Genomic DNA, 26,028 nt, shown 5'->3' on the forward strand with positions numbered 1-26,028 from the left:
ATCACGCGGGAGTACGTCGACGTGATGCGCGCCAACGGCGCGGAGATCCGGACCCTCGACGAGTTCTTCAACCGGCTGATCGTCATCGACCGTCGGATGGCGATGGTGCCGGGCGCGACGCCTGACTCGGCCGTGGTGGTCCACGACCCGCACCTGGTGTCCTACCTGGCCGACATCTTCGAGCGCTCCTGGGAGCGCGGCCGCGACTACGTCGTGACCAGCAGCGTCACCGAGACCCAGATCGCCTCGGAGGTGCGACAGATGACGGTGCGCATGCTGACCGAGGGCCACTCCGACTCGGCCAGCGCCAAGCGGGTGGGGGTCAGCACGCGCACCTATGCGTCGTACGTCGCCACGCTGAAGCAGGAGTACGGGGTGCAGACCCGCTTCCAGCTCGGCTTGGCGATGGGACGTGAGCAGGATCCGGAGTCGGCCCCCGAGGCGTGACCGGCTCATGACCTGCTCGACCCGCCGGCCCCCGAGGGCCGACGGGACGTGTCAGGGGGAGGTCACTCCCAGGCGGTGTCCGAGAGCTGCGACGCGGCGGCGGACTGGGGTGCGGCCTGCGCGGGGGCGACACCGACGGTGACGACACCGAGGGTGAGCAGCGCGGCGGCGAGGGGCTTGGCGATCCTGGAGAGGTTCATGAGCTGACTTCCTTCGTCTCGGGGCATGGTGAGCCTGCCCCGAACCGGGTCGTCCCAACAGTCTGCAGAACCGCATGAGTGTGCATTGCACGATCGTGCAGAAGTTCGGCCCCGTGCGACGGGGCGTCCGGACGTCCACAGAAGCAGGACCGCCCCGGACCCGCAAGGGTCCGGGGCGGTGAGCCGGCGGAGGTGGCGGGATTTGAACCCGCGAGAGGGTTCAACCCTCAACCCGCTTAGCAGGCGGGCGCCATAGGCCACTAGGCGACACCTCCCGACAGCAGGGCACAGGCTACCCATGCGGTCGGGCGCGCGGCGAATCGGGCCGGACGAGGGGGCCGCGGGGTGCTGCCGGGCGGGCTCAGCGCAGCCGGCGGTAGCCGTGGCTGCGGTCCAGGCAGGCCGAGAACAGCGCGGTCAGCTCCTCGGGATCGCCCTCGACGACGTCGACCGGCAGCGTCGTCGTACCCCCGTCGCGCAGGCGTACGACGAGGCACCGCACCCCGTCGAGCGTGGTGGTGCGCAGGTCGAGGACGTCGGTCCAGCGGGCCGAGCGGGTGCGGGCGCTGCGCAGCGCGCGGACGCGGTAGCCGTCGGCGTCGAGCCGCACCACCCAGTGGCGCGGGCCGAGGAGGAGGAGCAGCACCACGACGCCGGTCGTGGCGAGCGCGACCACCCCGGTGACCACGGCGGCCGGGAGCCCGACGACGCCGGCCAGGACGAGCAGCACCACGACCACGAGCCCGGTCGCCAGCAGCCCGGACCCGAGCAGCCGGGCCCGCAGCGCGGGCGCGAGGGCGCGGGTGACCGGGTGGTCGGGGGCGGTGACGGGGGCGGGCTGGTCGGACGACACCCGATGATTGAACCCGGCACGGGTGTCCACGTCGAATCCACCCTTGTCGAGCGCGGCGCCGCGGAGGGACACTCGGCACCCGGCCCCACCGCCCGAGGGGCCCGGCTCGCGGAAGGACGTGCGCGATGGCCCCCCTGGACAACGCCGTGCGAGAGCTGCGGCAGATCCTCGCCTCCGACCCGTCGTCGCCCGAGTGGCGCTGGCACGTGCGGGTGCGGCTGCAGTCGGTGCAGCAGGCGCTGGCGCCGCTGGCCCCGCCCGCACCCCCCTCGCCCTCCTCACCGGCCGCCTGCGCCGACTCCGACGCCTGGCTCTCCCCACGCGTCGAGGGCGCCGACCGCCGGACCGTGCAGCTGCGCGCCCGCGTGGGCGTGGTCGCCTCGGGCGTCCTCGACCGGCTCGACGCCGCCACGATCGAGCGCGAGGTGCGGCGTCTGCTGCGCGACCTCGAGCACCTGCTCCAGCGCGACCACGACCTGGTCTACGACTCGGTCTCGCTCGACCTGGGCGGGTCGGAGTAGCGCCGGTCGTTCCGGCTGCTGCTGGCAGAGGGGGCGGGATTCGAACCCGCGGTAGGTCTCCCTACGACCGCTTTCAAGGCGGTTCCGATAGGCCACTCCGGCACCCCTCCGCGGTCCCGGGGACCGCGCGGCGATCCTATGCGGCCCGGCGCCCGCTCACATCCGGCGGTTGGCGAGCGAGGGGTTGGTCCGGCGTACGTCGGCGACGGCCTCGCGCGTGAGCACCGCGTCGAGCTCGGTGTGCTCCTCCTCGCCCGCCTCGACCACCACGTCGCCGGTCGGCGCGACGACAAGGGAGTGGCCGGAGTAGCGCGGCCCGGGCTGGCCAACGCCGACGACCCAGACGGTGTTCTCGATGGCGCGGGCGCGCAGCAGGGTGCGCCAGTGCTCGACCTTGCGCTCGCCGGCGACCCAGGCCGCCGGCACGAGCAGCGCCTCGGCGCCGCGCTGGGCCAGGGTGCGCGCCAGCTCGGGGAACCGCAGGTCGTAGCAGGTCATCAGCCCCACCGGGAACCCCGCGACGTCGGTCACCGCGGGCTCGACCGGGCCCGGCGAGATGGTGCGTGACTCGGTGTAGCCGAAGGAGTCGTAGAGGTGGATCTTGCGGTACGCCGTCACCTCGGCGTCCGCGACCGCGCCGCTGAGCACCAGCGTGTTGAGCGGACGCTCCGGGTCGTCGGCCGCCTCGAACATGCCGGCCAGCACGGCGGTGCCCGACCCGGCCAGGTCGGCGACCGCGCTCGCGAAGGGGCCGGTCAGCGGCTCGGCGTACGGGCCCAGGGCGGAGCCTGCCTCGCCGAAGTCGCGGGCGAACGCCTCGGGCAGCACGACGAGGTCGGGGCGGGGGTCGGAGTCGGCGGCGCGGCGTACGACGTCGTGGAGGGTGGTCAGGTTGTCGGCCGGCTCCAGGGCCGAGGCGCGCTGCACGAGCCGGACCCGCAGCGTCTCTCCGGTGCTCATGGCTCCCACCCTGCCAGCCCCCGCCGTCGTCGGCGAGGCAGACTGCGCGGGTGCCTGCGCCGCGACCCCCCGCCGCCGCCTCCACCGGCGCCGCCGCCACGGCCACCGCCGCGGTCGTGCTGACCGGCGGCACGGGCGGGCGCCTGGGCGGGGCCGACAAGGCCGGTCTGGCCCTGGGCGGTCGCAGCTTCCTCTCCCGCGCGCTCGAGGCCGTCGCGGGGCTGCAGGTCGTGGTCGTCGGCGACCCGGTCGAGGCGGTCCGGACCGTCCGCGAGTCGCCTCCCGGCGGTGGGCCGGCGGCCGGGCTGCTGGCGGGGCTCGACGCGCTCGGGCCCGACGTGGCGTCGGTGGTGGTGCTCGCCGTGGACATGCCGCTGGTGACGGCCACGACGGTGGCGCGGCTGCGGGCGGCGTACGAGCGCGAGGGCGGGGACGGGGCGCTGCTGGTCGACGCCGACGGACGGGCGCAGTACCTCTGCGGCGTCTACCGCGTCGCCGCGCTCCGGGCCGCCGCGCCGCCGTCGGGCGAGCGGCACGGGCTGCCGGTGCGCCGGCTGCTGGCCCCCCTGGCGCTCGTCGAGCTGCCGGCCGAGGGCGGTGAGGCGCACGACGTCGACGAGTGGCCCGACCTCGACGGGCTCGACGGGCTCGACGGCTAGCGAGCCGACCGAGCGGGCGGACGGCCGGGGCTCGACGCCTAGGCTCGATCCATGCGCGCAGTCACCGCCCCCGAGCCCGGAGGGCCCGACGCCCTCGTCGTCTCCGAGCACCCCGACCCGACGGCCGGTCCCGGCGAGGTCGTCATCGACGTCGTCGCCACCGCGGTCAACCGCGCGGACACGTTGCAGCGGCAGGGGTTCTACCCGCCGCCGAAGGGGGCCTCCGACGTGCTGGGCCTGGAGTGCTCGGGCCGCATCAGCGAGGTCGGCGCCGGGGTCGAGGGGTTCGCCGTCGGCGACGAGGTGTGCGCGCTGCTCGCGGGCGGGGGGTACGCCGAGAAGGTCGCCGTCCCCGCCGGTCAGGTGATGCCCGTGCCGAGCGGGATCGACCTCGTGACCGCCGCCGCCATCCCCGAGGTGGCGTGCACGGTGTGGTCCAACGTCTTCATGGTCGCCCACCTCGGCCCCGACGAGACGCTGCTCGTCCACGGCGGCGCGGGCGGCATCGGCAACGTCGCGATCCAGCTGGCCAAGGCGCTGGGCGCCCGGGTGCTCACCACCGCGGGCACGGCCGAGAAGCGGGCGTTCTGCGAGTCGATCGGCGCGGACCGGGCGATCGACTACCACGAGGAGGACTTCGTGGCGGTCGCCAAGGAGGAGGGCGGCGTCGACGTCATCCTCGACAACATGGGGGCCTCCTACCTCGACCGCAACGTCTCCGCGCTGGCCACCGAGGGCCGGCTCGTGGTGATCGGCATGCAGGGCGGCAGCAAGGGCGAGCTCGACCTCGGCAAGCTGCTCTCCAAGCGCGGCGCCGTCATCGCCACCTCGCTGCGCGCCCGCCCGACCGAGGAGAAGGCCGCGATCTGCGCCGCCGTCGTCGAGCACGTCTGGCCCCTGGTCAGCGAGGGCAAGGTGCGCACCACCGTCCACGAGACCGTCCCCCTCGACGAGGTCGCCCGCGCCCACGAGCTGATGGGCTCCGGCTCCCACACCGGCAAGATCGTGCTGCAGATCGGCTCGTGAGGGGCGGGCCGGCCGGGCGCGACGTGGGCGTGGGCGGCCGCGGCCGCGGCCGCGGGCTGAGGTGCATGTAACGCGGGGTTATTGCATGTGAGGGACCCACGGAACGGGTGTACGGCTGGTGCAACACCGCGTTACATGGCGGGGTTGCGGTCTGGTGGCGGCGTCGGGGGCACGCCCGCGTGCGCCGGCGGGCTGCGTCATACGAGCTGGTCGTCGGGACGCGGGCTGCGTCGTACGACGTGGTCGCCCCGACGACGAGGACGTATGACGGGACCCGGGACGTCATACGAGCTGGTCGCCCCGACGACGAGGACGTATGACGGGACCCGGGACGTCATACGAGCTGGTCGCCCCGACGACGAGGACGTATGACGCACCAGGCGGCGGCGACCCACCAGCAGGCACCAGCAGGCACCAGGAGACACCAGCAGACGTCTGCCAGCGCACCCGGGCGGCCTGTCGGACCCCCTCGGTACGCTCGAGCGCATGTCGACACAGGACTCCGAGCACGTGATGGTCATCGGTCCGGACGGGCAGCCGGTCGCGGTGCCGGCCTCCGCGCTGACCGAGCTCGGCGAGCCGGGGCACGACGGCGAGGCCCGGCACGACGGCGACGACCGGGACGACGCCGGGGAGCGCAACCTGACCGACCTGGTCGAGCAGCCCGCCAAGGTGATGCGGATCGGTCGCATGGTGCAGCAGCTGCTCGAGGAGGTGAAGGCCGCGCCGGTCGACGAGCCGGGCCGCAAGCGCCTCGCGCAGGTCGTGCACACCTCGATCGCCGAGCTCAAGGACGGTCTCGCCCCGGAGCTCGACGCCGAGCTCGACCGGCTGATCCAGCCCTTCGAGGGCGACACCCCCAGCGAGTCCGAGCTGCGCATCGCGCAGGCGCAGCTGGTGGGGTGGCTCGAGGGTCTGTTCCACGGCATCCAGACCGCGATCTACGCCCAGCAGATGGCCGCGCGCGGCCAGCTGGAGCAGATGCGTCGCCAGCTGCCGCCCGGGTCGGTCGCGCAGGGCATGCCCGGCCAGCCGGGTCAGCCCGGGCCGCCGGGTGCTCCGGACGAGGAGCACGGCCGCGGGGGGATGTACCTCTAGTTGTGATGCCCAGCCAGGTTGTCCAACCTGCTGATGGGTGAGCGTTTCCCGATGGCCGAGTGGGGCCTGTGGTGGTTGTACTCGTGGACCCAGCCTGGCAGGGCGGCGAGTCTGGCGGATTCTGAGTTGTAGAACTTCTTGAACGCCCACCCTTCGGCCAGGGTGCGGTGGAAGCGCTCTATCTTGCCGTTGGTCTGGGGCCGGTAAGGCCGGGTCTTCTTCGGCGTGATCCCCAGCTCGGCGCAGGTGTCGCGCCACAGGTGGGACTTGTAGCAGCTGCCGTTGTCGCTGAGGACCCGTTGCACGATGACACCGCGTTCGGCGAACCAGGCGACTGCGTTGCGCAGCACTTGGGTGGCCGTTTCCTTGGTCTCATCGTCGTGGGCCTCGACGTAGGCGACGCGGGAGTGGTCATCGATCACCGTATGCAGGTAGCAGGTCCCGATCAGCGGGCCGCGGTACTTGTTGCGCGGCTTCCCAGGCGTCGCAGCGCGGTTCTTCTCGCCCTGCTGACGTCCGACGTAGCGCCAGCCGCCGCCGTCGGGGACCTTGCCGAGCTTCTTGACGTCAACGTGCAGCAGGTCGCCTGGTCGCTCGTGCTCGTAGCGTCGGATCGGCTCACCGGTGGCGCGGTCGATGTGGGTGAGCCGGTTGATCCGGCACCGCACCAGGACCGCGTGAACCGTCGAGGACGGCATCGCGAGCCGGTCACCGATCTCGACCGGCCCGAGCCGCTGCTTCCACCGAAGGTGCACGATCTTGCGCACCACCGGTGCCGGGGTCCGGTTTGGCTGACGATGCGGGGCCGAGGACCGATCGCTCATCCCGGCCGGCCCTTCGGCCCGATAGCGCTCAGCCCACTTCCTCGCGGTCTTCCACGACACGTCGTACCGCTCGGCTGCCCGCGCCGGCGGCCAACCGTGCTCGACGATCAGACGCGCCAATCGCAGCCGGGCACGTGGCGTCAGAGCAGCATTGGCATGGGTAGCGTGAGACACGAAGACCTCCTGGTCGTGGAGCGGTTCCTAGGTAGCTCCACTCCACACCGGGAGGTCTTCACTCATCCACGACATCAGACCGTGTCCTCACACGTCCTTGACCAACGTGCCTGGTCATCACATCTAGTCAGCCGACCGCGACGTCGCCGGCCAGCAGCTGCTCGATCACGGTCGCGACGCCGTCCTCGTCGTTGGTCAGCGCGACCCGGTCGGCCGCCTCGAGAGCGGCCACGTGGGCGTTGGCCATGGCGTACGACGTGCCGGCCCACCGCAGCATCGCGAGGTCGTTCGGCATGTCGCCGAAGGCCACCACCTCGCTGCGGTCGACGCCCAGGTCGGCGCACAGCAGCTCGAGGGTCGAGGCCTTGGTGACGCCGGGGGCGCTGAGCTCCAGCAGCGAGCCGGTGCTCGACCAGGTGACGGTGGCCAGCCCGTCGGTGGCAGCCACGACGTCGGCGGCGTAGTCGTCGGCGACGGCGCCCTCGCGGCGTACGAGCAGCTTGAGGACGGGGGCGTCGACCAGCTCCTCGAACGCCCCGCGCCGGGCGCCCTCGGTCAGCGGGTGTCCGGGCAGGTAGTCGGGCTCGAGGCCGAACCCGTCGACCGTCTCGACCGCCAGCATCGTGCCGGGCACCGCGGCGCGGACCGAGCGGCCGACCTGCAGCGCGGCGTCGCGCTCGATCGCGCGGACGAGGCGGGCCCGGTCGGCGTCGACGTCCCAGAGCAGGGCGCCGTTGGCGGCGATGGCCAGGCCGTGGCCGCCGACGTGGTCGAAGAGCTGTGCTGCCCACCGCAGCGGCCGTCCGGTCACGAAGACCACGTCGAGGCCGGCCGCGCGGGCGTCGGCCAGGGCGGTGACGGTGCGCGGCGAGAGCGTGCCGTCGCTGCGCAGCAGGGTGCCGTCGAGGTCGGTGGCGACCAGCCGCACCCCCGCGGGCGCGAGTCGGGGGTCGCTCACGCGAGCGGCCTGATCATGACGAGCGTGCCGTCCTCGCCGGCGCCGCGCAGCTGGGTGAAGCCGCAGCGGGCGAGGACCTTGAGGGCGGCGGAGTTCTCGGGGCGTACGCCGGCCCGCACCCGCACCCCCAACCGGTCGGTCTCGGCCAGCACCACGACGAGCGCCTCCGAGGCGGCACCGAACCCGCGGGCGTCGGCGACCAGGCCGAAGCCGACCTCGGCCTCGAGCACCTCGTCGTCGGCCGCGCTGGGCGCGCCGTAGAAGCCGACCGAGCCGATGGTGGTGCCGTCGCCGGCGCGGACCAGGTGGCGCGGCCCCCACGAGGCCGCCGGGTCGTCGGCCTTGACCATCGCGACGGCGTCCTGGTCGCGCGGCGTGGGGTAGTCGCGGTGCCAGGAGAGCCGCCGCTTGCCGGCGAGCATGCCGGCGGCGTCCTCGGCGGAGATCAACGGCAGTCGCAGGCGAGCGGTGGTGAGGGTGTCGGGGAGGGTGCCCGGCGGCTCGGTCATGCCGGGAACCAGCGGCGGATCTCGACGGCGGCGCCCTCGTCGTAGACCGAGGCGGTGGTGGCGTCGGCGGCCTCGTGGACCTCGTCCACGGCCTGCCCCATGGCCACCCCGCGGCGGGCCCAGCGCAGCATCTCGAGGTCGTTGCGGCCGTCGCCGATGGCCAGCACGTCGTCGGCGGTGAGCCCGAGGTGGCGGCAGACGTGGTCGAGGCCCGAGGCCTTGGAGACGCCGACCGGGCACAGGTCGAGCCAGGCGGTCCACCCGACGACGTAGTCGGTGCCGTGCAGGCCCAGGCGGGCGCCGAGCGCGACGAAGTCCTCGACCGAGGCGGAGGGGTCCCGGATGATGACGCGGCTGACCGGCTCGCCGACGATGTCGTCGATCGGGGCCTCGATCATCTCGCCCGAGAGCTCCCCCTCGGGGAAGGGCCGGTTGACCTTGTAGCCGACACCGCGCTCCTCCACGGCGACCAGCGCCTCGGGGTGCTCGCGGAGCACGGCGGCGACGGCGTCGCTGGCGTCGAAGGTCTCCTCGTGGACGATGTCGAGCGGGGGGTAGCGGAACAGCACCGCGCCGTTGGAGGCCACCACCCAGGCGCGGTCGCTGCCCTCGCGGGGCAGGTCGAGCAGGTCGGCGATCAGCGTCATGCCGTGCGGCGAGCGTCCGGAGGCGAGCACGACGTGGGAGCCGGCGGCGAGGACGGCGGCGACGGCGTCGTAGACCTCGGCGGAGACCTGCTCGTAGTGCTGCCCCGTGCCCTCGACCCACTTCAGGAGGGTGCCGTCGATGTCGAGCGCGACCAGGCCGGGGACCCAGTCGTCGGCGGGGGGCCCCAGGGTGGCGCTCACGCGTCGACCGGGTGCACGGGCGTGAGCACCTCGCGGCCCTGGAGGTAGGGCTGCAGCGCCGCCGGCACCCGCACCGAGCCGTCGGCCTGCTGGTGGGTCTCGAGCAGCGCCACGATGGTCCGCGGGATCGCGGTGAGCGTGCCGTTGAGCGTGGCGATCGGGGCGACCTGGGTGCCGCCCTCGCCGTCGCCCGCGGGGAACCGGCCGCGGATGTCGAGCCGGCGGGTCTGGAAGTCGGTGCAGTTCGACGTCGAGGTCAGCTCGCGGTAGCGGCCCTGGGTGGGGATCCACGCCTCGCAGTCGAACTTGCGCTGCGCCGACAGGCCGAGGTCGCCGGCCGCGACGTCGATCACGCGGTAGGCCAGCTCGAGCTTGTCGAGCCACTCCTTCTCCCAGCCGAGCAGCCGCTCGTGCTCGGCCTCGGACTCCTCGAGCGTGGTGTAGGTGAACATCTCGACCTTGTCGAACCAGTGCACCCGGAAGATGCCGCGGGTGTCCTTGCCGTGGGAGCCGGCCTCCTTGCGGAAGCAGGGGCTGAAGGCGACGTAGCGGCGGGGCAGCGTCTCGGCGTCGAGGATCTCGTCGGAGTGGTAGGCCGCGAGCGGCACCTCGGAGGTGCCGACGAGGTAGGTGTCCTGGCCCTCGATGCGGTAGACGTCGTCGGCGGCCTGGCCGAGGAAGCCGGTGCCCTCCATGGCGCGCGGGCGCACCAGCGCGGGCGGGATCATCGGGGTGAAGCCGGCCGCGCGGGCCTGGTCCATCGCCATGTTGACCAGCGCGAACTCGAGGTCGGCGCCGACGCCGGTGAGGTAGTAGAACCGCGAGCCCGAGACCTTGGCGCCGCGCTCGATGTCGATGGCGCCGAGGATCTTGCCGAGCTCGACGTGGTCGCGCGGGGCGAAGCCCTCGGCCTCGAAGTCGCGCTTGGTGCCGTGCTCGGAGAGCAGCACGAAGTCGTCCTCGCCGCCGGCGGGGGAGGCGTCGGCCGCGGGGTTGGGGATCGCGAGCAGCGACTCGCGCCACTCCTCCTCGGCGCTGGCCTGGTCGGCCTCGGCGCTCTTGACGTCGACGGCCAGCCGCTTGGTGCGGGCCAGCAGGTCGGCCTTCTCCTCGCCCTGTGCCTTCGGGATCAGCTTGCCGAGCTGCTTCTGCTCGGCGCGCAGCTGCTCGTAGTCGGCGATCGCGGCGCGGCGCGCGGCGTCGGCGGCCAGCGCCCGGTCGACGACGTCGCCGGACAGGCCGCGCTTGTCCTGGGCGGCTCGGATCCGGTCGGGGTGGTCGCGGAGCAGGCGTGGGTCGATCACGTGGTGCACGATATCGGCCGCGCACGACGCGGGGCCCGGCGCGGCGGCCGGGCTGTGGACCGGGCTGTCGACCGGGCTCCCGGCCGACCACCGGGGCGACGGGAGCGGCGTACGCGCTGGTGATCGGGTTGGATGGGGCGGTGCCCCCCACCCCCGCGCCCGCCGGAGAGCCGTCCGACCGGCCGGACCTGCCGGACCGGCCCGGCCTGGTGCTGGTCGCCGGGGTCGAGGTCGACGCGCGTCGCGGGCTGCTGGCGGAGCTGCGCGCGGCCCGCCGCGCGGGGGCCCACGTCGTGGCGCTCGACCCGCTGGCGGCGTCCGGGTCGCTGCGGCCGCGGCCCCCGCGCTGGGCCGACGAGCTGGTGCAGGTCGCGCCCGGGGGCGACCAGGCCCTGCTGGCGCTGCTCTCCCGGTCGGTGGTGGAGGCCGGCGCCGTCGACGAGCTGTCCGTGGCGCGTCGTACGACCGGGGTGGAGGGGTTCCGGCGCCGGCTGGAGGCCCTCGACCCCGCGGCGCTGCTCCGCCGGTCCGGGGTGGGGCGCGAGCAGGTCGAGGGGCTGGCCCGGCGCTACCGCGGTGCCCGGCTGGTGCACGCCCACTGGGGGCGCGGCCTGACCGGTCAGCCCGACCCGGTGGCGGCCGTGGAGGAGCTGACCGGCCTGCTGCTGCTGCGCGGTCACCCGGCGCCGGCGTACGCCTTCCCGGAGCGGCCGGTCGACCTCGACCCGCCGCCCGCCGGCAGGCTCGTGCTGCGCGGGCTGCGCAGCCACCACGCGCTGCGGCGGGCGTCCCGTCACGACGTGCGCGGTCGCCTCACCCCGACGGGGCCGGGCCGTCGGGTGCTGCTGGTGGAGGGCGTGGACCGCGAGACGCTCGGCATCGCCGAGGAGGAGGTGCTCGACGTCGTGGCCCTCGACGGCTCGGCACGGGTCGACGACCTCCAGGTGGTCGACACCGCACTGTCGCGCGGCGGCGTGGTCGCCCTGACCGACGTGGTGGCCGAGCTGCTCGGTGACGGGGCGGGACCGGCTCCCGGGGCGACCGCCCTGGTCCGGCTCGAGCGGCACCCCGACGCGACCTAGGGGCGTAGCGGGCCCGGGCGTGGGCACCGGGGACGTCATACTGGCGGCTGCCACGAGGGGCCCGCCAGGTCCCGGAGACGACGGACGGACGACCACCACGTGACCGAGCACGCCCAGCTGCGCACCAGCCGGATCCTGTACGCCGCCGGCTGCTTCGCCCTCTTCGCGGTGCTGGCCGTGCTGGTCTCCACCCCCTGGTCGCCGCTGCCCGAGCTGGACACCGACTTCGGCCAGTGGCCCGAGTCCTTCACCCGGGATCACGCCTCGGTCGAGGCGTTCTGGAAGGCCGTCAGCGCCGCCTTCGGCACGCTGCCGCTGGCCGTCGCGACCCTGGTGACGGCCGCGCTGCTGGCGTGGAAGTCCTACCACCGCGCCGCGCTGTGGACCCTCGGCGTGATGGGCACGGTCTCGCTCGCGACCTGGCTGCTGAAGAACCTGGTCGGTCGGGAGCGCCCGGTCTGGGACGAGCCGATCCTGGCGCTGTCGAGCTACTCCTTCCCCTCGGGCCACGCCACGGGCACCGCCGGGGCGGCCGGGGTGGCGATCGTGCTGGTGCACCTGCTGGTGCGCCGGGGCGGCGTACGCCGGATCGCGACCCTCGTCGCCGTGGGCGTGACCCTGCTGGTCTGCGCCGACCGGGTCTTCCTCGGCGTGCACAACCTCTCCGACGTGCTGGCCGGCTGCCTGCTCTCCGCCGGGATCGTGCTGGCCTGGCTGGCGGCCTTCGACCCGGCGCCGCGGATGATCCACCAGGGCGCGGCCGTGACCGTGCTGCCCGACGCGGTGCCGGTGGAGAAGCGCCGGCTGGCGGTGATCCTCAACCCGGTCAAGGTCGACGACGTCGGGGCCTTCGAGGCGCTCGTGGAGTCCCTCGCCGAGGGGTCCGGCTTCTCGGCGGTGCGGTGGTGGCAGACCACGGTGGAGGACACCGGCTACGGGATGGCGCACGAGGCGGCGGTCAGCGGCAGCGACGTCGTGCTCGCCGTCGGCGGCGACGGCACCATCCGCGCGGTGTGCGAGGAGCTGGCCGGCACCGGCATCCCCGTCGGCATCGTGCCCGCCGGCACCGGCAACCTGCTGGCCCGCAACCTCGACATCCCGCTCTACCTGCGCTCGGCCGTCGACGTCGGGCTCAACGGCCAGGACCGTGCCGTCGACATGGTGGAGGTCAGCGGCGACAAGATGGAGGACGCGACCTTCCTGGTGATGGCCGGCATGGGGTTCGACGCCGCGATCATGGAGGGCGTCAACGAGGACATCAAGGCCAAGGTGGGCTGGCTGGCCTACGTCTGGTCGGCGCTGAAGTCGCTGATGTTCCCCGCCATCCGCGTCGAGGTCTCCGTCGACGGCGGTGAGTTCACCAGGCACCGGGCGCGCACGCTGGTGATCGGCAACGTCGGCCAGCTGCAGGGCGGCATGCCCCTCATCCCCGACGCCGCCATCGACGACGGGCAGCTCGACGTGGTGCTGCTCTACCCCCGGCGCTTCCTCTCGTGGGTCCCGCTCGCGGCGCGGGTGCTGACCAAGAGCGGGCGCACCGACGAGCTGATCACCCGGATGACGGGCACCGAGGTCGTCGTACGTGCCAGCAGCGACGCGCCCCGCCAGCTCGACGGCGACCTCATCGCCGCCGGCAAGGAGCTCCGCGCCCGGTGCGTGCACGGGCGGTTGCTGGTCCGGGTGCCGCGGTAGGGGTCCGGCCGGCTGCGGTTCCACGAGGTCCCCTGGGGAACCTCGGCTTCCGGACGTGCGGCCACGCGACACGGCGTACGGGAGGGTCCGGGTGTCCGGGGTCCATGGTTTCCCAGGCACACCTGGGAACCGATCGGTCGTACGCCGCGGCGTACGACCCCGGCAGACGCCCACACGGACAACTCGGGCGGTTGGTCGGGCGAAACTGCCCGCGCGCGCCCGCTATGTCTGGTTCCGCGGGCAGTTTCACCGGCTAGCCGGTGAAACTGCCCCAGCCCGTGCCCCAGCCCCTGCCCGTGCCCCGACCCCTCACCCCCGTGCGTGGGAGATCGCGTCCTCCTCCTCGGGGGAGAGCTGGGCGTCGGAGGTCCAGTCGGTGACGGACTTGGCGTAGGTGCGCGACTCGGCGCGGCCCTGGATCGAGGTGACCACGACGCCGCTGCCGCTGTCGTCGAGGAGGGCGAGGGACCAGGAGAGCTGGCCGCCGGTGTCGGTGAAGGCGTCGTAGCGCACGACGGCGAGGTGGCGCAGGGCCTGGCTGCTCTCGGCCTTGAGCGCGGCGACCTCCTGGCGCAGCGCGCGGGCGTCCTGCGGGAGCTCGCCGGGGTCGGTGTCGCGGGTGCGGCCCTGCGGCGCACGACGCCCGGACACCGCCACGGCCAGGGCGGCGAGGGCGACGAGCAGGGCGAGCACGGCGAGGACGGTGGGCACGCCCGAAGCCTAGGCAGGCCGCCGGGGGCGCCTGTGGACGACGCGCTGGCCCGGCGTACCGCCGTGGGAAACTACGCCGCGTGAGCCTCCCCACCCGCGGCCGGATCGCCTACCAGGGCGAGCCCGGGGCCAACTCCCACATCGTCTGCAGGCAGCACTACCCCGAGTGGGAGTCGGTGCCGTGCGCGTCGTTCGAGGACGTGTTCGCCGCGGTCGAGGGCGGGGACGCCGACCTGGCGATGATCCCGATCGACAACTCGCTCGCGGGCCGGGTCGCCGACATCCACCACTTCCTGCCCGGGTCCTCGCTGCACATCGTGGCCGAGCACTTCCTGCGCATCCAGTTCTCGTTGATGGCGCTGCCCGGCGCCACGGCCGCGTCGCTGCGCACCGTCCACAGCCACGTCCACGCCCTCGGCCAGTGCCGCAAGGTGATCCGGCGGCTCGGGCTCACGCCCGTCATCTCCGGCGACACCGCGGGGGCGGCGCGCGAGGTGGCGGAGTCGGGCGACCTGACCATGGCCGCGATCTCGCCGCCGCTGGCCGCGGAGACCTACGGCCTGGAGGTCCTGGCGGCCGACGTCGAGGACGAGGACCACAACACCACCCGGTTCGTGGTGCTCTCGCGCGACTACGTCGAGGCCGAGCGCGGGTCCGGGCCGGTCGTGACCAGCTTCATCTTCAACGTGCGCAACCTCCCGGCCGCGCTCTACAAGGCCCTGGGCGGGTTCGCGACCAACGGCGTCAACATGACCAAGCTGGAGAGCTACATGGTCGGCGGCCACTTCACCGCGACCCAGTTCCTCGCCGAGGTCGACGGCCACCCGCTCGACCTGCCCGTGGCCCGAGCGCTCGAGGAGCTCGCGTTCTTCACCACCGAGGTGAAGGTGCTCGGCGTCTATCCCGCCGACGCGTTCCGAGCCGGCTGATCCGTCCCGGTTCGCCCCCCGGCCTCGCGCCGCCCCTGCTGGCCGGCGGCGATAGCGTGGCCCGCGTGACCGACCCCGAGCGCCCGGAGCCCGAGCGTCCCGCCAGCGTGGCCGACCTCGGCTACGCCCGGGTCGACCTCGACCGGGCCGCGCGCACCGGTGACCCCGAGGTCGTCTACGGCGCCGGCAAGACGCCCGCGCAGGTGCTCGGGATCCTGCGCACGCTGCACGAGCGCCACCCCGACCGGGCGGTGCTCGCGACCCGGCTCACCGGGGCGACCACCGAGCTGCTCGGGCGCGACCTGCCGGACGCCGTGCTCGACCCCGTGGCCCGCACCGCCGTGCTCGGGCCGCTGCCCGAGCCGCGCGGCCGGGTGCTGGTGGTCAGCGCCGGCACGTCCGACGCCCCCGTCGCCGCCGAGGTGGTCACCACCGCCCGCGTGCACGGCGCCGGCGTCGAGCAGGTCGAGGACGTCGGGGTCGCCGGGCTGCACCGGCTGCTCGCCGTCCGTGACCGGCTGGACGAGGCCGACTGCCTGGTCGTGGTGGCCGGCATGGAGGGCGCCCTGCCCAGCGTCGTCGGCGGGCTGACCGGAGTGCCCCTCGTGGCGGTACCGACCAGCGTCGGCTACGGCGCCTCGTTCGGCGGTCTGGCCGCGCTGCTCGGGATGCTGAACTCCTGCGCGCCGGGGGTGACGGTGGTCAACATCGACAACGGCTACGGCGCCGGGGTCTTCGCCGCGCGCGTGGCCCGCGGGCGCGACCGATGAGCGGGGCGCCGGTGCTCTGGGTCGACGCCTCCTCGGGCGCGAGCGGCGACATGCTGCTCGGTGCCCTGGCCGGCCTGGGCGTCCCCGTCGGGGTGATGGCCGAGGCCGTCGACAAGGTCGCGCCGGGCCAGGTCGAGCTGCACGCCGAGGACGTACGCCGCGCCGGCTTCGCCGCCACCCGCTGCCACGTCGAGGTCGCCGACGACCAGCCCCACCGGACCTGGCGCGACGTCGAGCGGCTGCTCGCCGGGGCAGGCCTGCACGAGGACGTCCGGGCGCTGGCCCACGACGTGTTCTCCCGGCTCGCCGAGGCCGAGGGCGCGGTCCACGGCTGCGACCCCGCCGAGGTCCACTTCCACGAGGTCGGGGCGCTCGACGCCATCGCCGACGTCGTCGGGGTCTGCGCCGGCGTCGTCCACCTCGGCGGGCACGACGGCCTGCCCCGGGTGGTCGTCTCCGCGGTCGCGCTCGGCGGGGGCACCGTCCGCAGCGCTCACGGCACCCTCGGTGTCCCGCCGCCGGCGGTCGTCGAGCTGCTCCGCGGCGTCCCGTCGTACGGCGGGCCGGTCGACCTCGAGCTGTGCACCCCGACCGGCGCCGCCCTGCTCACCACGCTCGCCGACGCCTGGGGACCGCAGCCCGCGATGGCCGTGGACCGTGTCGGCGTCGGGGCCGGCGGCCGCGATCCCGAGGGGCACGCCAACGTGCTGCGGGTGCTGACCGGCCACGGGGTCCCGACGAGCTCGACCGGCGCGGACGCCGGGAGCAGCGCGCCGTACCTCCTCGAGACCAACGTCGACGACCTCGACCCGCGGCTGTGGCCCGGGGTGATCACCGCGCTGCTCGAGGCCGGGGCCAGCGACGCCTGGCTGACGCCGATCCTGATGAAGAAGGGCCGGCCCGCCCACACCCTCGCGGTGCTGGTGCCGGCGCCGCTGCTCGAGGGGGTGCGGCGCGAGGTCTACCGCCACACCTCGACCATCGGGCTGCGTCAGCAGCGGGTCGGCAAGCACGCGCTCGACCGGTCGATGGGCGAGGTCGTGGTCGACGGCGAGCGGATCGCGGTCAAGGTCGCCCGGCTCGACGGCGAGGTGCTCAACGCCCAGCCGGAGTTCGAGGACGTCGCCGCCGCTGCCCGGGCGCTCGGCCGCCCCGCGACCCACGTGATGGCCGAGGCGGTCGCCCTCGCCGCGGGGGCCGGTGGGGATGTCCCGCGGCCCCCGGCCGGTAGTCCCTGACGATCTGGCCCCTCCCAGGCGCTGCGAAGGTCGAGAACGTCAGGGACCACCCATCCCGGAGAGGTCCTAGGCTGCCGCCATGAGCGACTCCTCCTCCCCGACCGCGACCCGGACCCCCGGCGTCTCCACCGAGGTCGGACGGCTGCGCACGGTGATGCTGCACCGGCCCGGGCCCGAGCTGCAGCGGCTGACCCCGCGCAACAACGACCAGCTGCTCTTCGACGGCATCCCGTGGGTCAGCCGGGCGCAGGAGGAGCACGACGCGTTCGCCGACGCGCTGCGCGCGCGGGACGTCGAGGTGCTCTACCTGACCGAGCTGCTGGTCGAGACGCTCGCCAGCGAGCAGGCGCGGGCGCGCGCCGTGGAGGGCGTGACCCGGTCGTTGCGGCTCGGCGACACGCTCCGCGACCACCTGCGGGGCTGGCTGGCCGGGCTCGCGCCCGAGGAGCTCAAGGACGTGCTGACCGCCGGGCTGCGCAACGACGAGGTGCGCGGCGGGTTCGGGCTGGTCACCAGCCTGCTCGCCCACGACGACTTCCTCATCGACCCGCTGCCCAACCTGCTGTTCACCCGCGACTCCAGCGTCTGGATCCGCGACAAGGTGGCGGTGACCTCGCTGGCGATGCCGGCCCGTGACCGCGAGACCCAGCTGACCGAGCTGATCTACACCCTGCACCCGCGCTTCGAGGGCATCGAGACCATCCACGGCTGGCACCGCGAGCACGTCGAGGGCGGCGACGTGCTGCTGCTCTCGCCGGGCGTGGTCGCCGTCGGCGTGGGCGAGCGCACCACCCCGGCCGGGGTCGAGCGCCTGGCCCGCCAGCTGTTCGCCGACGGGAGCGCCCACACCGTGCTGGCGGTCCCGATCGCCCAGGAGCGGGCCACGATGCACCTCGACACCGTCTGCACGATGGTCGACGTCGACAAGATCGTGATGTACCCCAACGTCGCCGACCACCTCACCGCCCACACCGTCACCGCCGGTCAGGAGGGACCCCTCGAGGTCAGCGAGTCCGAGCCGTTCCTGGTGGCCGCGGCCAAGGCGATGCAGATCGACACGCTGCACCAGATCGACACCGGTCTCGACGCCGTCACCGCCGAGCGCGAGCAGTGGGACGACGGCAACAACACCCTCGCCGTCGCACCCCGGGTGGCCGTGGCCTACGAGCGCAACGTCGAGACCAACGCCCGCCTCGAGGAGGCCGGCATCGAGGTCATCGCGATCTCCGGCTCCGAGCTGGGATCGGGACGGGGTGGTCCGCGCTGCATGTCGTGCCCGGTGCAGCGCGACCCGGTGCCCGTCCACGTCTAGGTTGAGTCCCATGACCGATGCCGAGAAGCTCCTGGCCGCCGTGCGGGCGAACACCGAGGACACGCCCTACGCCGTCACCGAGACGGCGAAGGGCTTCGACGTGACGATCGACGTCGCGGATGCCACCTGGTTCGCGCTGATGCACCAGAAGCACCTGTCCAAGTCGTTCACCTACCACGTGGTCGTGGACGAGGCGAACCACACGATCGCCATCACCGACGACCTCCGTGAGGTCACGTGGCGGCGTGGGGCGGAGATGCGCGACGGGATCCCGGTGCCCGTCCTCGGGGCGTCGCTCTCGCGGGACCTCGGGCGGATCGAGCAGAAGAGCTTCCAGAAGACCTTTGGCATCGACAGCTCGGGTCAGCCGGGCAAGGTCGTGGACTACTCGTTCTCGAGCTCCGAGGGTCGCGACCTCATCCGAGGACCGGCCCGCGAGCTCGGCTGGACCGAGAAGCGCGGCACCGAGGAGAAGATCGGGCTGTACGTCGGCCTCGCGACCATCGCGCTGCTCGTTCTGTCCGGCATCGTGGTCGGTCTGCTGTTCCTGCTCGGGGTGCTCTGAGGCCGAGCGCTGGTCGAGCTCCCGGTGACGGGATACTGCGGCGGTGTCGACGCGCGAGGTCCCGGGGTCAGGGTCGCTGTGGCGCGGGCTCGCGCTCGTCTCGCTGGCGGGTGTCGTGTGGGGCACGATCGGACCCGGCGCGCAGGTGCTCCACGACCGCTCCGGGCTGGGCTCGCTGACGGTCACGGCCTACCGGGCGGTCGCCGCCGTCGCGGTACTCGGTCTGGTCGTCGGGCTGACGGGGCGCCTCGCGACGGTGGTGCGGGCGGCGCGGGCCGAGTGGGGTCGCGTGGTCGTGGTCGGGGTGCTGACGGCGGCCTTCCAGGCGCTGTTCTTCGTCGCGGTGGCGCTCGCCGGCGTCTGCGTCGTCACGGTCGTGTGCCTGGGCTTCGCGCCGGTGCTGCTGCTGGCCGTCGACGGTGTCCGCGACCGCCGCCTGCCCAGCGGGGGTCGCGCCGTGTCGGTGGTGGTCGCGGTGGTGGGGCTGCTGCTCGTCACGTTCGCCGGAGGCGCGGGGGAGAACGCGCCCGGGCCGGGGCCGGGGATCCTGCTCGCGCTCGCGGCGGGAGCGGCGTACGCGTTGTCGACCGACGTCGCGGCACCGCTGTCGCAGGACCTGGACACCCTCACCATCACCACGGCCACGGTCGGGGTGGCCGCCGCGGTCCTGGTCCCGCTCGGACTGGTGGCGACGGCCGTGCGCGGCGACCCGTTCACGACCTCGGACGCGACGTCGTGGTGGCTGATCGCCTACCTCGGGGTGTTCACCCTGGCGATCGCCTACGCGCTGCTGTTCACCGGCCTGCGGACCACCCCGAGCGGGGCGGCCGTGGTCGCCACGCTGCTGGAGCCGGTGACCGCCGTGCTGATCGCGGTCCTGCTGCTCGGGGAGCACCTCACCGCAGCCGGGGTGGTCGGCTCGCTGCTCATCGTGCTCGCCATCGCCGGCATCGGCCGTGCCTCGGAGCCGCCGACGCCCCAGTAGCAGGGCATCGACCGCCCGACGGCTCGTTGCCGGGTCGGGGCATGAGAAACCCGGCCGGTGTTGACGGGGGGGACAACATCGGCCGGGCAACTCGAATGTACGGCATCGGATTGGTGGTCACAACCGAGACCCGCGATCCCGCGATCCGCCGCCGCAATGGTCTAGGAGGCGGTCGGGATCGTGGTCTAACGGATCGTCAGCTGGCGGCTGGCCAGACCCGCGCGGGAGGCCCGTTCGTCGCTGGTCAGCGCGTCGTCGCGGCCCAGGGCCTCCTCGAAGCGGGCCGAGAAGGCGTCGAGCGGCTCCTCCAGCGCCTCGGCGCCGGTGCCCACGGGAAGGTCCCAGACGGGGACGACGAGGCCGTGGGTGCGGAACATCCCGATCAACCGGTCGCCCTCGACGAGCGAGACGTCGCCCAGCACGCGCAGGCGCGCGAGCGCGTCGAGCACGCGGTCCTCGGAGTGCGGCAGCACCCAGCGGAGGTACTCGCGGTCGCCCATCGAGGTCCAGTACGCCGCCGGCACGGCCGTGATGCGCACCGTCGGCGCGGCCGCCTCGTTGGCCGCCTCGAGCGCCCCGGCCATGCTGCCGTCCGCGTCGTCGACGTCGGCGACCCAGTAGTCGAAGCCCTCGTGCACGGTCACCGTGACCGGGGCGTCGGCCAGCAGGTCCTGCAGCCGGGCGCCGTCACCGGGAGGGGCGGACAGTCCGACGAGGCTGCCCGGGTCGGCCTTCAGCGCCTCCTCGAGCACGGCACCGAGGTCGCGGCTGGGGTCGCCGTACCCGTGCTGCACCTGCAGCCCGAGCCAGATGCTGCCGTCCTGGCGGACCATCGCCGGGGTGGCGCCGGGGAGCAGCGAGCACAGCTGCACGCTGCGGCCCTCGGGGTTCTCCACCGAGGGGGCGAGCTCGACCGGCGCCGTGGCGGCCGGCACGAACTCGCGCAGCGCCACCAGGTCGGCCTCGGCGGGCAGGCCCTCGAAGGGCCGGGCGACGTAGGGCGAGGACGAGTCCCTGCTGCCGTGGCAGGCCTTGTAGCGACGACCGGAACCGCAGGGACACGGCTGCCGGGCGCCCGGTCCGTCAGCGGCGGGACCCGGGTCCTCGGAGCGCTGACGCTGACGTGACTTCTTGCCCATCCCCGCAGCCTAGGTGGTCGCGACGTCCGCCGCGCCCGGCCGGGGGCCACCCTGGACAGGGCCTGCCGGCCCGCTCCGGGGGTCGGTGTCAGGACAGCTCGACGAGGGCGTGCACGGTGGTGCGCGACCGGGTGGCCTCGACCCACCAGCGCGAGGCCAGGGTGTCGACGATGGCCAGGCCGCGGCCCGCGAGGTCGGAGACGGCGGCGTCGAGGCGCTCGGGGCTGCTCACCGAGCCGCCGTCGGTGACGGCGATGTCGAGGCCGGCGTCGTGGTGGTCCCACTCCACCCGCAGGGTGTCGTCGGACAGCGGCCGGGCGTGGCGCACGGCGTTGCCGACGAGCTCGCTCAGGACCAGCCGGGCGTCGTCAAGGTGGTCGCCGCCGGCACCGTGACCGTGCAGCCAGTCGCGCAGCCGGTGACGGGCGACGGCGGCGCTCTCGGCGCTGAAGGGAAGCGCCAGCGTCACCGGTTCGGAGGCCGGGGGCTGGGGGGAGAGGGTGGTCATGTCGTCCTCCGCGTCGGGGGTGGTCGCGTCGCGGACGCGTGTCGAGGGTGATCGTGCCCTCGCGGGACCGGCGCGAAACTCAGCTCTTCGTCAGGTGGGTCACGACCGCGCCCGGGCGGTCGGTGATCACGGCCTGGATGCCGAGGTCGGCGCAGCGGTCGACGTCCGCGAGGTCGTTGACGACCCACACGTGCACGCGGCGGCCGTGCACGTCGACCATGCGGCGTACGACGTCAGGGTGCTCGCGCACCATGTCCATGCCGGGACCGACGATCCAGTCACCGTCGATGAAGGGCTTCACGCGGTACCACTGCTGGCGGGTCTCCACGAGCATCACCACGTCGAGGTCGGGCGCGAGGCGACGCACACGTCGCAGCGCCAGCCAGGAGAACGACATCACCCGCACCGGGGCGTCGGCGCCGGTCCAGCCGAACTCGTCGAGCAGCTCCACCAGCCGCTGCTCGACCAGGCCCGCGTAGCGCGTGGGGTGCTTGGTCTCGATGGCCAGCGAGACCGGACGGTCGTAGTCGGCCACCGTCTCGAGCAGTCGCCGCAGGGTCAGCACCTTGCCCAGCGCGGGGTCGCCCATCGGGGCCTCGTCGTCGAGGTCGGCCCACGCCTCCTTCCACGAGGCCACGTCGAGCGCCTCCAGGTCGGCCAGCTCGGTCGCGGAGACGACCGAGGGGTCGTGGGAGATGCGGCGCAGGTCGCGGTCGTGGACGCACACGAGGTGGCCGTCGGCGGTCAGCCGGACGTCGCACTCCAGCGCCTCCGCACCGGCGTCGAGCGCCGCGACGTAGGCCCCCAGGGTGTGCTCGGCCTTGACGTCGCTGGCGCCACGGTGCGCGACCACCTGCGGCCGGGAGCGGAGCATGGCTCCATCCTGCACCGGAGCGGTGGCCGCTGTCGGTCAGGGGGACCCGGACGCGCCGGTCCCGGTGGGGAACCGACGACCGACGAACGGTGCGCTCAGCCCTGCTCGCGGGTCACGTCGAGGGCCGTGACCTCCACGGGGTAGGCCCGCTGCAGGTGCTCCAGCTGCTCCTCCACCTCGGCGCGACGCGGCCGGCGGGTGCCCGCGAACCACCGCACCTCGCACCGCCGCGCCCGGCCGCTGCCCGCGAGCCGCCACGCGCCGGTGAGCCGGCCGTCGAGGAGCAGCGGCGCGTCGACGAGGCCGTTGGCCTGGTGCCAGAGCCGGGCGAGGTGCTCGGGGGTGGCGAACCGCACCCGGGCCGACGGCTCGTAGCCACACATCAGCGCGTCGAACTCCGGCAGCAGGCGTACGCCGGGCAGCTCGACGGGCCCCGGGGCGTCGGTGAGGTCGTGGTAGGTCCGACCGTCCGGCCCCTGCGCCTGCTCGGTCGCGCCGGCCTCGCCGAGCCGGGCCAGGCAGGCGTCCACGCCCCGCAGCCCCACCCCGGCCCACCAGGCGAGGTCCTGGCGGCTGGCCGGGCCGTGGCGGGCGAGGTGGCGGCGCACGAGCTCGGCCAGGGTGGTCCCGGGGTCGCCGAGCGCGTCGTCGCGCGGCCCCAGCAGCGCCGTCGCGGTGCGGTAGACCGGCTTGCCCTGGCCCTCCCAGCCGCCGGTGAGCGGGCGGCGTACGAGACCGCCGTGACCGAACGCGAGGTAGCGCCCGAGGGTGTCCTCGAGCCGCGGGGTGGCGCCGGGGTCGTGCCGGGCGATCCAGGCGCGCAGGTGCTCGCCGAGCTCGGCCGGCGTCCGCCACTCCTCGCGGGCGTGGTCCTCCAGCGCGGCCCACACCTGCTCCAGCGAGGTCGCCTCCAGCCTCAGGGTGCGAGCCCACAGCGGCCGCTGGCCGGTGCGGGTGGCGACCTCGAGCAGGGCGTGGTCGGCGGCGGTCGAGGTGTGCACGGTGCCGCGCAGGTTGGAGCCGCGGACGACCAGGTGGGCGTCGTACGCCGCGGCGATCGCGCCGTGCTCGACCCCGGGCAGCCGGGCGGCCAGGCCGAGGAAGGGCGACCTGGCGGTCTGCGACTGCACCGGCCCGACCCGGGCGAGGGTGTCGGCCACCGCGGCGGCCTCACGTCCCTCGACTGCCGGGAACTGCCGGGCCAGCGCCCGTCCGGCCAGGTCCTCCCAGGTGAGCGGCATCGGGTCTCCTCCTGGGGATCTCGACGAGGTCCGTGGACGGTCTTGCGCCGGCAGGACCCGTGTGGAGCGTCCGTGACCCCGACGTACGTGGGCCCGGGCCGGTCAGCGCTGGGCGCGCAGGAACTTGCCGAAGTGCGGCACGGTGAAGGCCACGGTGCCGCGTTCGGCGGAGAAGACCAAGCCCTTCTTGATCAGGCCGTCGCGGGCGGGGGAGAGCGACTGCGGCTTGCGCTCGAGCAGCCGGGCGACGTCGGCGGTCGTCACGGCCGCGTCGCCGGTGCCCTCGCCGAGGTCGGCCATGGCGACCATGTAGTCGCGCTCGGCCGGGGTGGCGCGGTCGTAGCGGGCGCCGAAGAACCCGACGGCCAGCTCGGCCTCGGCCTCGGGGGCGGCCTGCATCACGTCGCTCCAGGTGATCGGGGAGTCGACCGCGACGTCCCAGGTGACCTTGCCGTAGGCCTGCACGAAGTAGGGGTAGCCGTCGGTGAGGCGGTAGAGCTCGGCCAGGGCCTGCGGTTCGTACGTCGCGTCCTCGGTCGCCGCGGGCAGCGTCCAGGCCCGCTCGGCCATGTCGCGGGGGAGCCGGTCGACGGCGACGTAGCGGAACAGCCGCTCGGCGTAGGACTTGGAGGCGGCGAGCGCCGCCGGCAGGTGGGGCAGGCCCGCGCCGACCACGACGAGCGGGGCGCCCTGCTGGCTGATCTCGTGGCACGCGCCGCACAGCGCGGCGAGCTCGGGCACGGCGATGTCCTGCATCTCGTCGACGAAAAGCGCGATGCCGACGCCGAGGTCGCGGGCCAGCGAGGCGACGTCGGTGAACAGCTCGACCAGGTCGAGCTCGAGGTCGCCGGAGTCGGCGCGGCCGCGGGCGGCGACGACGTCGGTCGGCGGCTGCCAGCGCCCGGCGCCGGCGGCCTTGCGGTCCTTGAGCTCGGTGCGCAGGGCGAACGCCTTGAGCACCCCGGCGACCTCGTCGACCCGCTCGGGGTCGCGGTGGCGGTGCGCGACCTCACGGACCGCGGCGTGGACGGCCTGGGCCAGCGGCAGTCGCAGCGACTGGTCGGGCCGGGCCTCGATCTTGCCGGTGCCCCAGGCGCGCTTGACGGCCAGGCTGCGCAACGCGTTCAGCAGCACCGTCTTGCCGACGCCGCGCAGGCCGGAGAGCACCAGGCTGCGGTCGGGCCGGCCGGAGGCCACCCGCTCGAGCACCACCTCGAACTGCCGCAGCTCGCGGTCGCGACCGGCCAGCTCGGGCGGCCGCTGGCCGGCGCCGGGGGCGTAGGGGTTGCGCACGGGGTCCATGCTGCGACGGTATCGGTGCGTCTAGTGATTTCCGTAGACATCGGTAGCGGGCAGTAGGCGTGTCGGGTCGTCGCGATTGTCCCTGACGTTCGCGCCCCGATCGACCCGTCGTGGGTCAGGCGCGCTGCTGCACGTCGTACGCCGCGTCGAGGCCGGCCTGGAGCGTGGCGACGAGGGCGGGCACCTGGTGGGCGTCGAGCCGGAAGGTGGCCGTGCACTCCCGGCCGGGAGCAGCCTTGACCAGCCCTTTCGTCGCCGCGATGACCTCACGGACGGCGGCGGTGCTGCGTAGAGTTGCCGCGTGCCCGAGCTGCCCGAGGTCGAAGCCCTCGCCGGTGACCTGTCGCGTCGCCTGGCGGGCCGCGCCGTGGTCCGTGTCGACATCGTCGCCTTCAGCTGCCTGAAGACCTACGACCCACCGGTGACCGCGTTGGCGGGCGGGATGGTCGACGGGGTGCGTCGCCACGGCAAGTTCCTCGACCTCGACGTCTCCGGCACCCACCTCGTGCTGCACCTCGCCAAGGCCGGCTGGGTCCGCTGGCGCGACGAGGTCCCGGCGACGCCGCCGCGACCCAGCACCAAGTCGACGCTGGCGGCGCGCGTCGTGCTCAGCCCCGGTCCCGACGGGGGCGAGGAGGCCGCGCTCGACCTGACCGAGGCCGGCACCCGCAAGAGCCTGGCGCTGTACGTCGTCCGCGACCCCGCCGAGGTCGAGGGGATCGCCCGACTGGGACCCGACCCGCTGGTCGGCGACTTCGGCCTCGACACGTTGCGCGAGATCCTGCAGCGGGCCGGCCGGGCGCAGATCAAGGGCGTCCTGCGCCAGCAGAGCAACATCGCCGGCATCGGCAACGCCTACTCCGACGAGATCCTCCACGTCGCTCGGATGTCGCCGTTCAAGCCCGCCAGCAGCCTCGACGACGAGGAGCTGGAGGTGCTCCTCGCCGCGATCCGCTCCTCGCTGGGGGACGCGGTCGAGCGCTCCACCGGTCTGGAGGCCAGCAAGCTCAAGGGCGAGAAGAAGACCAACCTGCGGGTCCACGGTCGCGCCGGTGAGGCGTGCCCGGTCTGCGGCGACACGGTCCGCTCGGTCAGCTTCGCCGACTCCAGCCTGGAGTACTGCGCCACGTGCCAGACCGGCGGCAAGCCGCTCGCCGACCGCCGGATGTCGCGGCTGCTGAAGTAGGGGCCCTTACCTGGTACGTCGTACGCCGAACCGACGATCAGCTCGTCGGCCGCACCCGCGGTCCACGCGGGACGAGGGGCACGAGCCGCGCGAACTGATCGTTCGTTCGGTGC

Annotated in this window: 27 protein-coding genes, 2 tRNA genes and 1 pseudogene; 14 read left to right on the forward strand and 16 right to left on the reverse strand. The window is 74.1% G+C overall.

Going from position 1 to position 26,028, the window contains the following annotated elements; genetic code table 11:
- Nucleotides 1-447 (forward strand): annotated as a pseudogene (locus tag EDD33_RS19840) (LuxR family transcriptional regulator); the annotation flags it as partial.
- Nucleotides 448-509: 62 nt separating this feature from the next.
- Here EDD33_RS19840 and EDD33_RS19845 read toward each other — a convergent pair.
- From EDD33_RS19845 to EDD33_RS00015, 3 genes are all read right to left on the reverse strand, one after another.
- Nucleotides 510-647 carry a hypothetical protein gene (locus EDD33_RS19845; protein ID WP_170169657.1) on the reverse strand — a complete coding sequence of 46 codons (138 nt, stop codon included), beginning with the start codon at nt 645-647 and terminating at the stop codon, nt 510-512.
- Nucleotides 648-834: 187 nt separating this feature from the next.
- Nucleotides 835-922, reverse strand: a tRNA-Ser gene (locus EDD33_RS00010).
- An 86-nt stretch (nt 923-1,008) separates the two neighbouring features.
- The gene (locus EDD33_RS00015; protein ID WP_148076899.1) at nt 1,009-1,500 is read right to left on the reverse strand and encodes a hypothetical protein; all 492 of its coding nucleotides are present in this window, start codon (nt 1,498-1,500) and stop codon (nt 1,009-1,011) included.
- Between the two features lie 125 nt (nt 1,501-1,625).
- Between EDD33_RS00015 and EDD33_RS00020 the strand changes: the two genes are divergently transcribed.
- Nucleotides 1,626-2,021: a hypothetical protein gene (locus EDD33_RS00020; RefSeq protein ID WP_123388601.1), complete on the forward strand. Its 396-nt coding sequence runs from the start codon at nt 1,626-1,628 to the stop codon at nt 2,019-2,021.
- A gap of 22 nt (nt 2,022-2,043) precedes the next feature.
- On the opposite strand, the gene EDD33_RS00025 is transcribed toward EDD33_RS00020, so the two are convergent.
- Nucleotides 2,044-2,131 (reverse strand) — tRNA-Ser (locus tag EDD33_RS00025).
- Between the two features lie 46 nt (nt 2,132-2,177).
- Nucleotides 2,178-2,981, reverse strand: a complete 804-nt coding sequence (locus EDD33_RS00030) for a carbon-nitrogen hydrolase family protein (protein ID WP_123388602.1) — start codon at nt 2,979-2,981, stop codon at nt 2,178-2,180.
- 50 nt (nt 2,982-3,031) lie between these two features.
- Between EDD33_RS00030 and mobA the strand changes: the two genes are divergently transcribed.
- From mobA to EDD33_RS00045, 3 genes are all read left to right on the forward strand, one after another.
- Nucleotides 3,032-3,640: a molybdenum cofactor guanylyltransferase gene (mobA, locus tag EDD33_RS00035; RefSeq protein WP_123388603.1), complete on the forward strand. Its 609-nt coding sequence runs from the start codon at nt 3,032-3,034 to the stop codon at nt 3,638-3,640.
- A 51-nt stretch (nt 3,641-3,691) separates the two neighbouring features.
- A complete protein-coding gene (locus EDD33_RS00040) occupies nt 3,692-4,666 on the forward strand; it encodes an NAD(P)H-quinone oxidoreductase (RefSeq protein ID WP_123388604.1) in 975 nt (324 codons plus the stop codon).
- 486 nt (nt 4,667-5,152) lie between these two features.
- Nucleotides 5,153-5,764 carry a bacterial proteasome activator family protein gene (locus EDD33_RS00045; RefSeq protein ID WP_123388605.1) on the forward strand — a complete coding sequence of 204 codons (612 nt, stop codon included), beginning with the start codon at nt 5,153-5,155 and terminating at the stop codon, nt 5,762-5,764.
- Here the strand turns inward: EDD33_RS00045 and EDD33_RS00050 are convergent.
- The 5 genes from EDD33_RS00050 to serS all read right to left on the reverse strand — a co-directional run bounded on the left by EDD33_RS00050 (nt 5,761) and on the right by serS (nt 10,381).
- Nucleotides 5,761-6,762, reverse strand: coding sequence for an IS481 family transposase (locus EDD33_RS00050; RefSeq protein ID WP_123388606.1), 1,002 nt, complete (start codon nt 6,760-6,762; stop codon nt 5,761-5,763). The genes EDD33_RS00045 and EDD33_RS00050 overlap by 4 nt on opposite strands.
- Before the next feature lie 127 nt (nt 6,763-6,889).
- Entirely contained in the window at nt 6,890-7,720 is an 831-nt protein-coding gene (locus EDD33_RS00055; RefSeq protein ID WP_123388607.1) for a Cof-type HAD-IIB family hydrolase, read from the reverse strand.
- Entirely contained in the window at nt 7,717-8,229 is a 513-nt protein-coding gene (locus EDD33_RS00060; protein ID WP_123388608.1) for a GNAT family N-acetyltransferase, read from the reverse strand. The genes EDD33_RS00055 and EDD33_RS00060 overlap by 4 nt, the downstream gene beginning before the upstream one ends.
- Nucleotides 8,226-9,077, reverse strand: a complete 852-nt coding sequence (locus EDD33_RS00065) for an HAD family hydrolase (RefSeq protein WP_246003272.1) — start codon at nt 9,075-9,077, stop codon at nt 8,226-8,228. Before EDD33_RS00065 ends, EDD33_RS00060 begins: the two co-directional genes overlap by 4 nt.
- Nucleotides 9,074-10,381: a serine--tRNA ligase gene (serS, locus tag EDD33_RS00070; RefSeq protein ID WP_123392802.1), complete on the reverse strand. Its 1,308-nt coding sequence runs from the start codon at nt 10,379-10,381 to the stop codon at nt 9,074-9,076. The genes EDD33_RS00065 and serS overlap by 4 nt, the downstream gene beginning before the upstream one ends.
- A gap of 140 nt (nt 10,382-10,521) precedes the next feature.
- Between serS and EDD33_RS00075 the strand changes: the two genes are divergently transcribed.
- Nucleotides 10,522-11,463 carry a molybdopterin-binding domain-containing protein gene (locus EDD33_RS00075; RefSeq protein ID WP_123388609.1) on the forward strand — a complete coding sequence of 314 codons (942 nt, stop codon included), beginning with the start codon at nt 10,522-10,524 and terminating at the stop codon, nt 11,461-11,463.
- A gap of 99 nt (nt 11,464-11,562) precedes the next feature.
- Nucleotides 11,563-13,155, forward strand: coding sequence for a bifunctional phosphatase PAP2/diacylglycerol kinase family protein (locus EDD33_RS00080; protein ID WP_246003273.1), 1,593 nt, complete (start codon nt 11,563-11,565; stop codon nt 13,153-13,155).
- Between the two features lie 309 nt (nt 13,156-13,464).
- On the opposite strand, the gene EDD33_RS00085 is transcribed toward EDD33_RS00080, so the two are convergent.
- The gene (locus tag EDD33_RS00085) at nt 13,465-13,866 is read right to left on the reverse strand and encodes a DUF4446 family protein (RefSeq protein WP_123388610.1); all 402 of its coding nucleotides are present in this window, start codon (nt 13,864-13,866) and stop codon (nt 13,465-13,467) included.
- Between the two features lie 80 nt (nt 13,867-13,946).
- Between EDD33_RS00085 and EDD33_RS00090 the strand changes: the two genes are divergently transcribed.
- The 6 genes from EDD33_RS00090 to EDD33_RS00115 all read left to right on the forward strand — a co-directional run bounded on the left by EDD33_RS00090 (nt 13,947) and on the right by EDD33_RS00115 (nt 19,665).
- On the forward strand, nt 13,947-14,795 hold the full coding sequence (locus EDD33_RS00090; protein ID WP_123388611.1) for a prephenate dehydratase: 849 nt from the start codon (nt 13,947-13,949) through the stop codon (nt 14,793-14,795).
- A gap of 65 nt (nt 14,796-14,860) precedes the next feature.
- Nucleotides 14,861-15,565, forward strand: coding sequence for a nickel pincer cofactor biosynthesis protein LarB (gene larB, locus EDD33_RS00095; RefSeq protein WP_246003274.1), 705 nt, complete (start codon nt 14,861-14,863; stop codon nt 15,563-15,565).
- Nucleotides 15,562-16,803 (forward strand): nickel pincer cofactor biosynthesis protein LarC, encoded by a 1,242-nt coding sequence (gene larC, locus EDD33_RS00100; protein WP_123388612.1) that lies wholly within the window; start codon nt 15,562-15,564, stop codon nt 16,801-16,803. The genes larB and larC overlap by 4 nt, the downstream gene beginning before the upstream one ends.
- Nucleotides 16,804-16,882: 79 nt before the next feature.
- Nucleotides 16,883-18,115, forward strand: a complete 1,233-nt coding sequence (locus EDD33_RS00105) for an arginine deiminase (RefSeq protein WP_123388613.1) — start codon at nt 16,883-16,885, stop codon at nt 18,113-18,115.
- Nucleotides 18,116-18,125: 10 nt separating this feature from the next.
- Nucleotides 18,126-18,680, forward strand: a complete 555-nt coding sequence (locus tag EDD33_RS00110) for a hypothetical protein (RefSeq protein ID WP_123388614.1) — start codon at nt 18,126-18,128, stop codon at nt 18,678-18,680.
- 43 nt (nt 18,681-18,723) lie between these two features.
- A complete protein-coding gene (locus EDD33_RS00115; protein WP_211332357.1) occupies nt 18,724-19,665 on the forward strand; it encodes a DMT family transporter in 942 nt (313 codons plus the stop codon).
- 185 nt (nt 19,666-19,850) lie between these two features.
- On the opposite strand, the gene EDD33_RS00120 is transcribed toward EDD33_RS00115, so the two are convergent.
- The 5 genes from EDD33_RS00120 to EDD33_RS00140 form a co-directional block, all read right to left on the reverse strand.
- Nucleotides 19,851-20,804: a DUF5926 family protein gene (locus tag EDD33_RS00120; RefSeq protein ID WP_123388615.1), complete on the reverse strand. Its 954-nt coding sequence runs from the start codon at nt 20,802-20,804 to the stop codon at nt 19,851-19,853.
- An 88-nt stretch (nt 20,805-20,892) separates the two neighbouring features.
- Entirely contained in the window at nt 20,893-21,312 is a 420-nt protein-coding gene (locus EDD33_RS00125; RefSeq protein WP_123388616.1) for an ATP-binding protein, read from the reverse strand.
- Between the two features lie 79 nt (nt 21,313-21,391).
- On the reverse strand, nt 21,392-22,186 hold the full coding sequence (locus tag EDD33_RS00130; RefSeq protein ID WP_123388617.1) for a glycerophosphodiester phosphodiesterase family protein: 795 nt from the start codon (nt 22,184-22,186) through the stop codon (nt 21,392-21,394).
- A gap of 95 nt (nt 22,187-22,281) precedes the next feature.
- A complete protein-coding gene (locus EDD33_RS00135; protein ID WP_123388618.1) occupies nt 22,282-23,427 on the reverse strand; it encodes a winged helix DNA-binding domain-containing protein in 1,146 nt (381 codons plus the stop codon).
- Between the two features lie 102 nt (nt 23,428-23,529).
- On the reverse strand, nt 23,530-24,729 hold the full coding sequence (locus tag EDD33_RS00140; RefSeq protein WP_123388619.1) for an ATP-binding protein: 1,200 nt from the start codon (nt 24,727-24,729) through the stop codon (nt 23,530-23,532).
- Nucleotides 24,730-25,030: 301 nt separating this feature from the next.
- Between EDD33_RS00140 and EDD33_RS00145 the strand changes: the two genes are divergently transcribed.
- Nucleotides 25,031-25,915 (forward strand): Fpg/Nei family DNA glycosylase, encoded by an 885-nt coding sequence (locus tag EDD33_RS00145; RefSeq protein ID WP_123388620.1) that lies wholly within the window; start codon nt 25,031-25,033, stop codon nt 25,913-25,915.
- Nucleotides 25,916-26,028 lie beyond the last annotated feature (113 nt).

Origin of the sequence: Nocardioides aurantiacus, from assembly GCF_003752505.1 — a bacterium.
Classification (GTDB): domain Bacteria; phylum Actinomycetota; class Actinomycetes; order Propionibacteriales; family Nocardioidaceae; genus Marmoricola; species Marmoricola aurantiacus.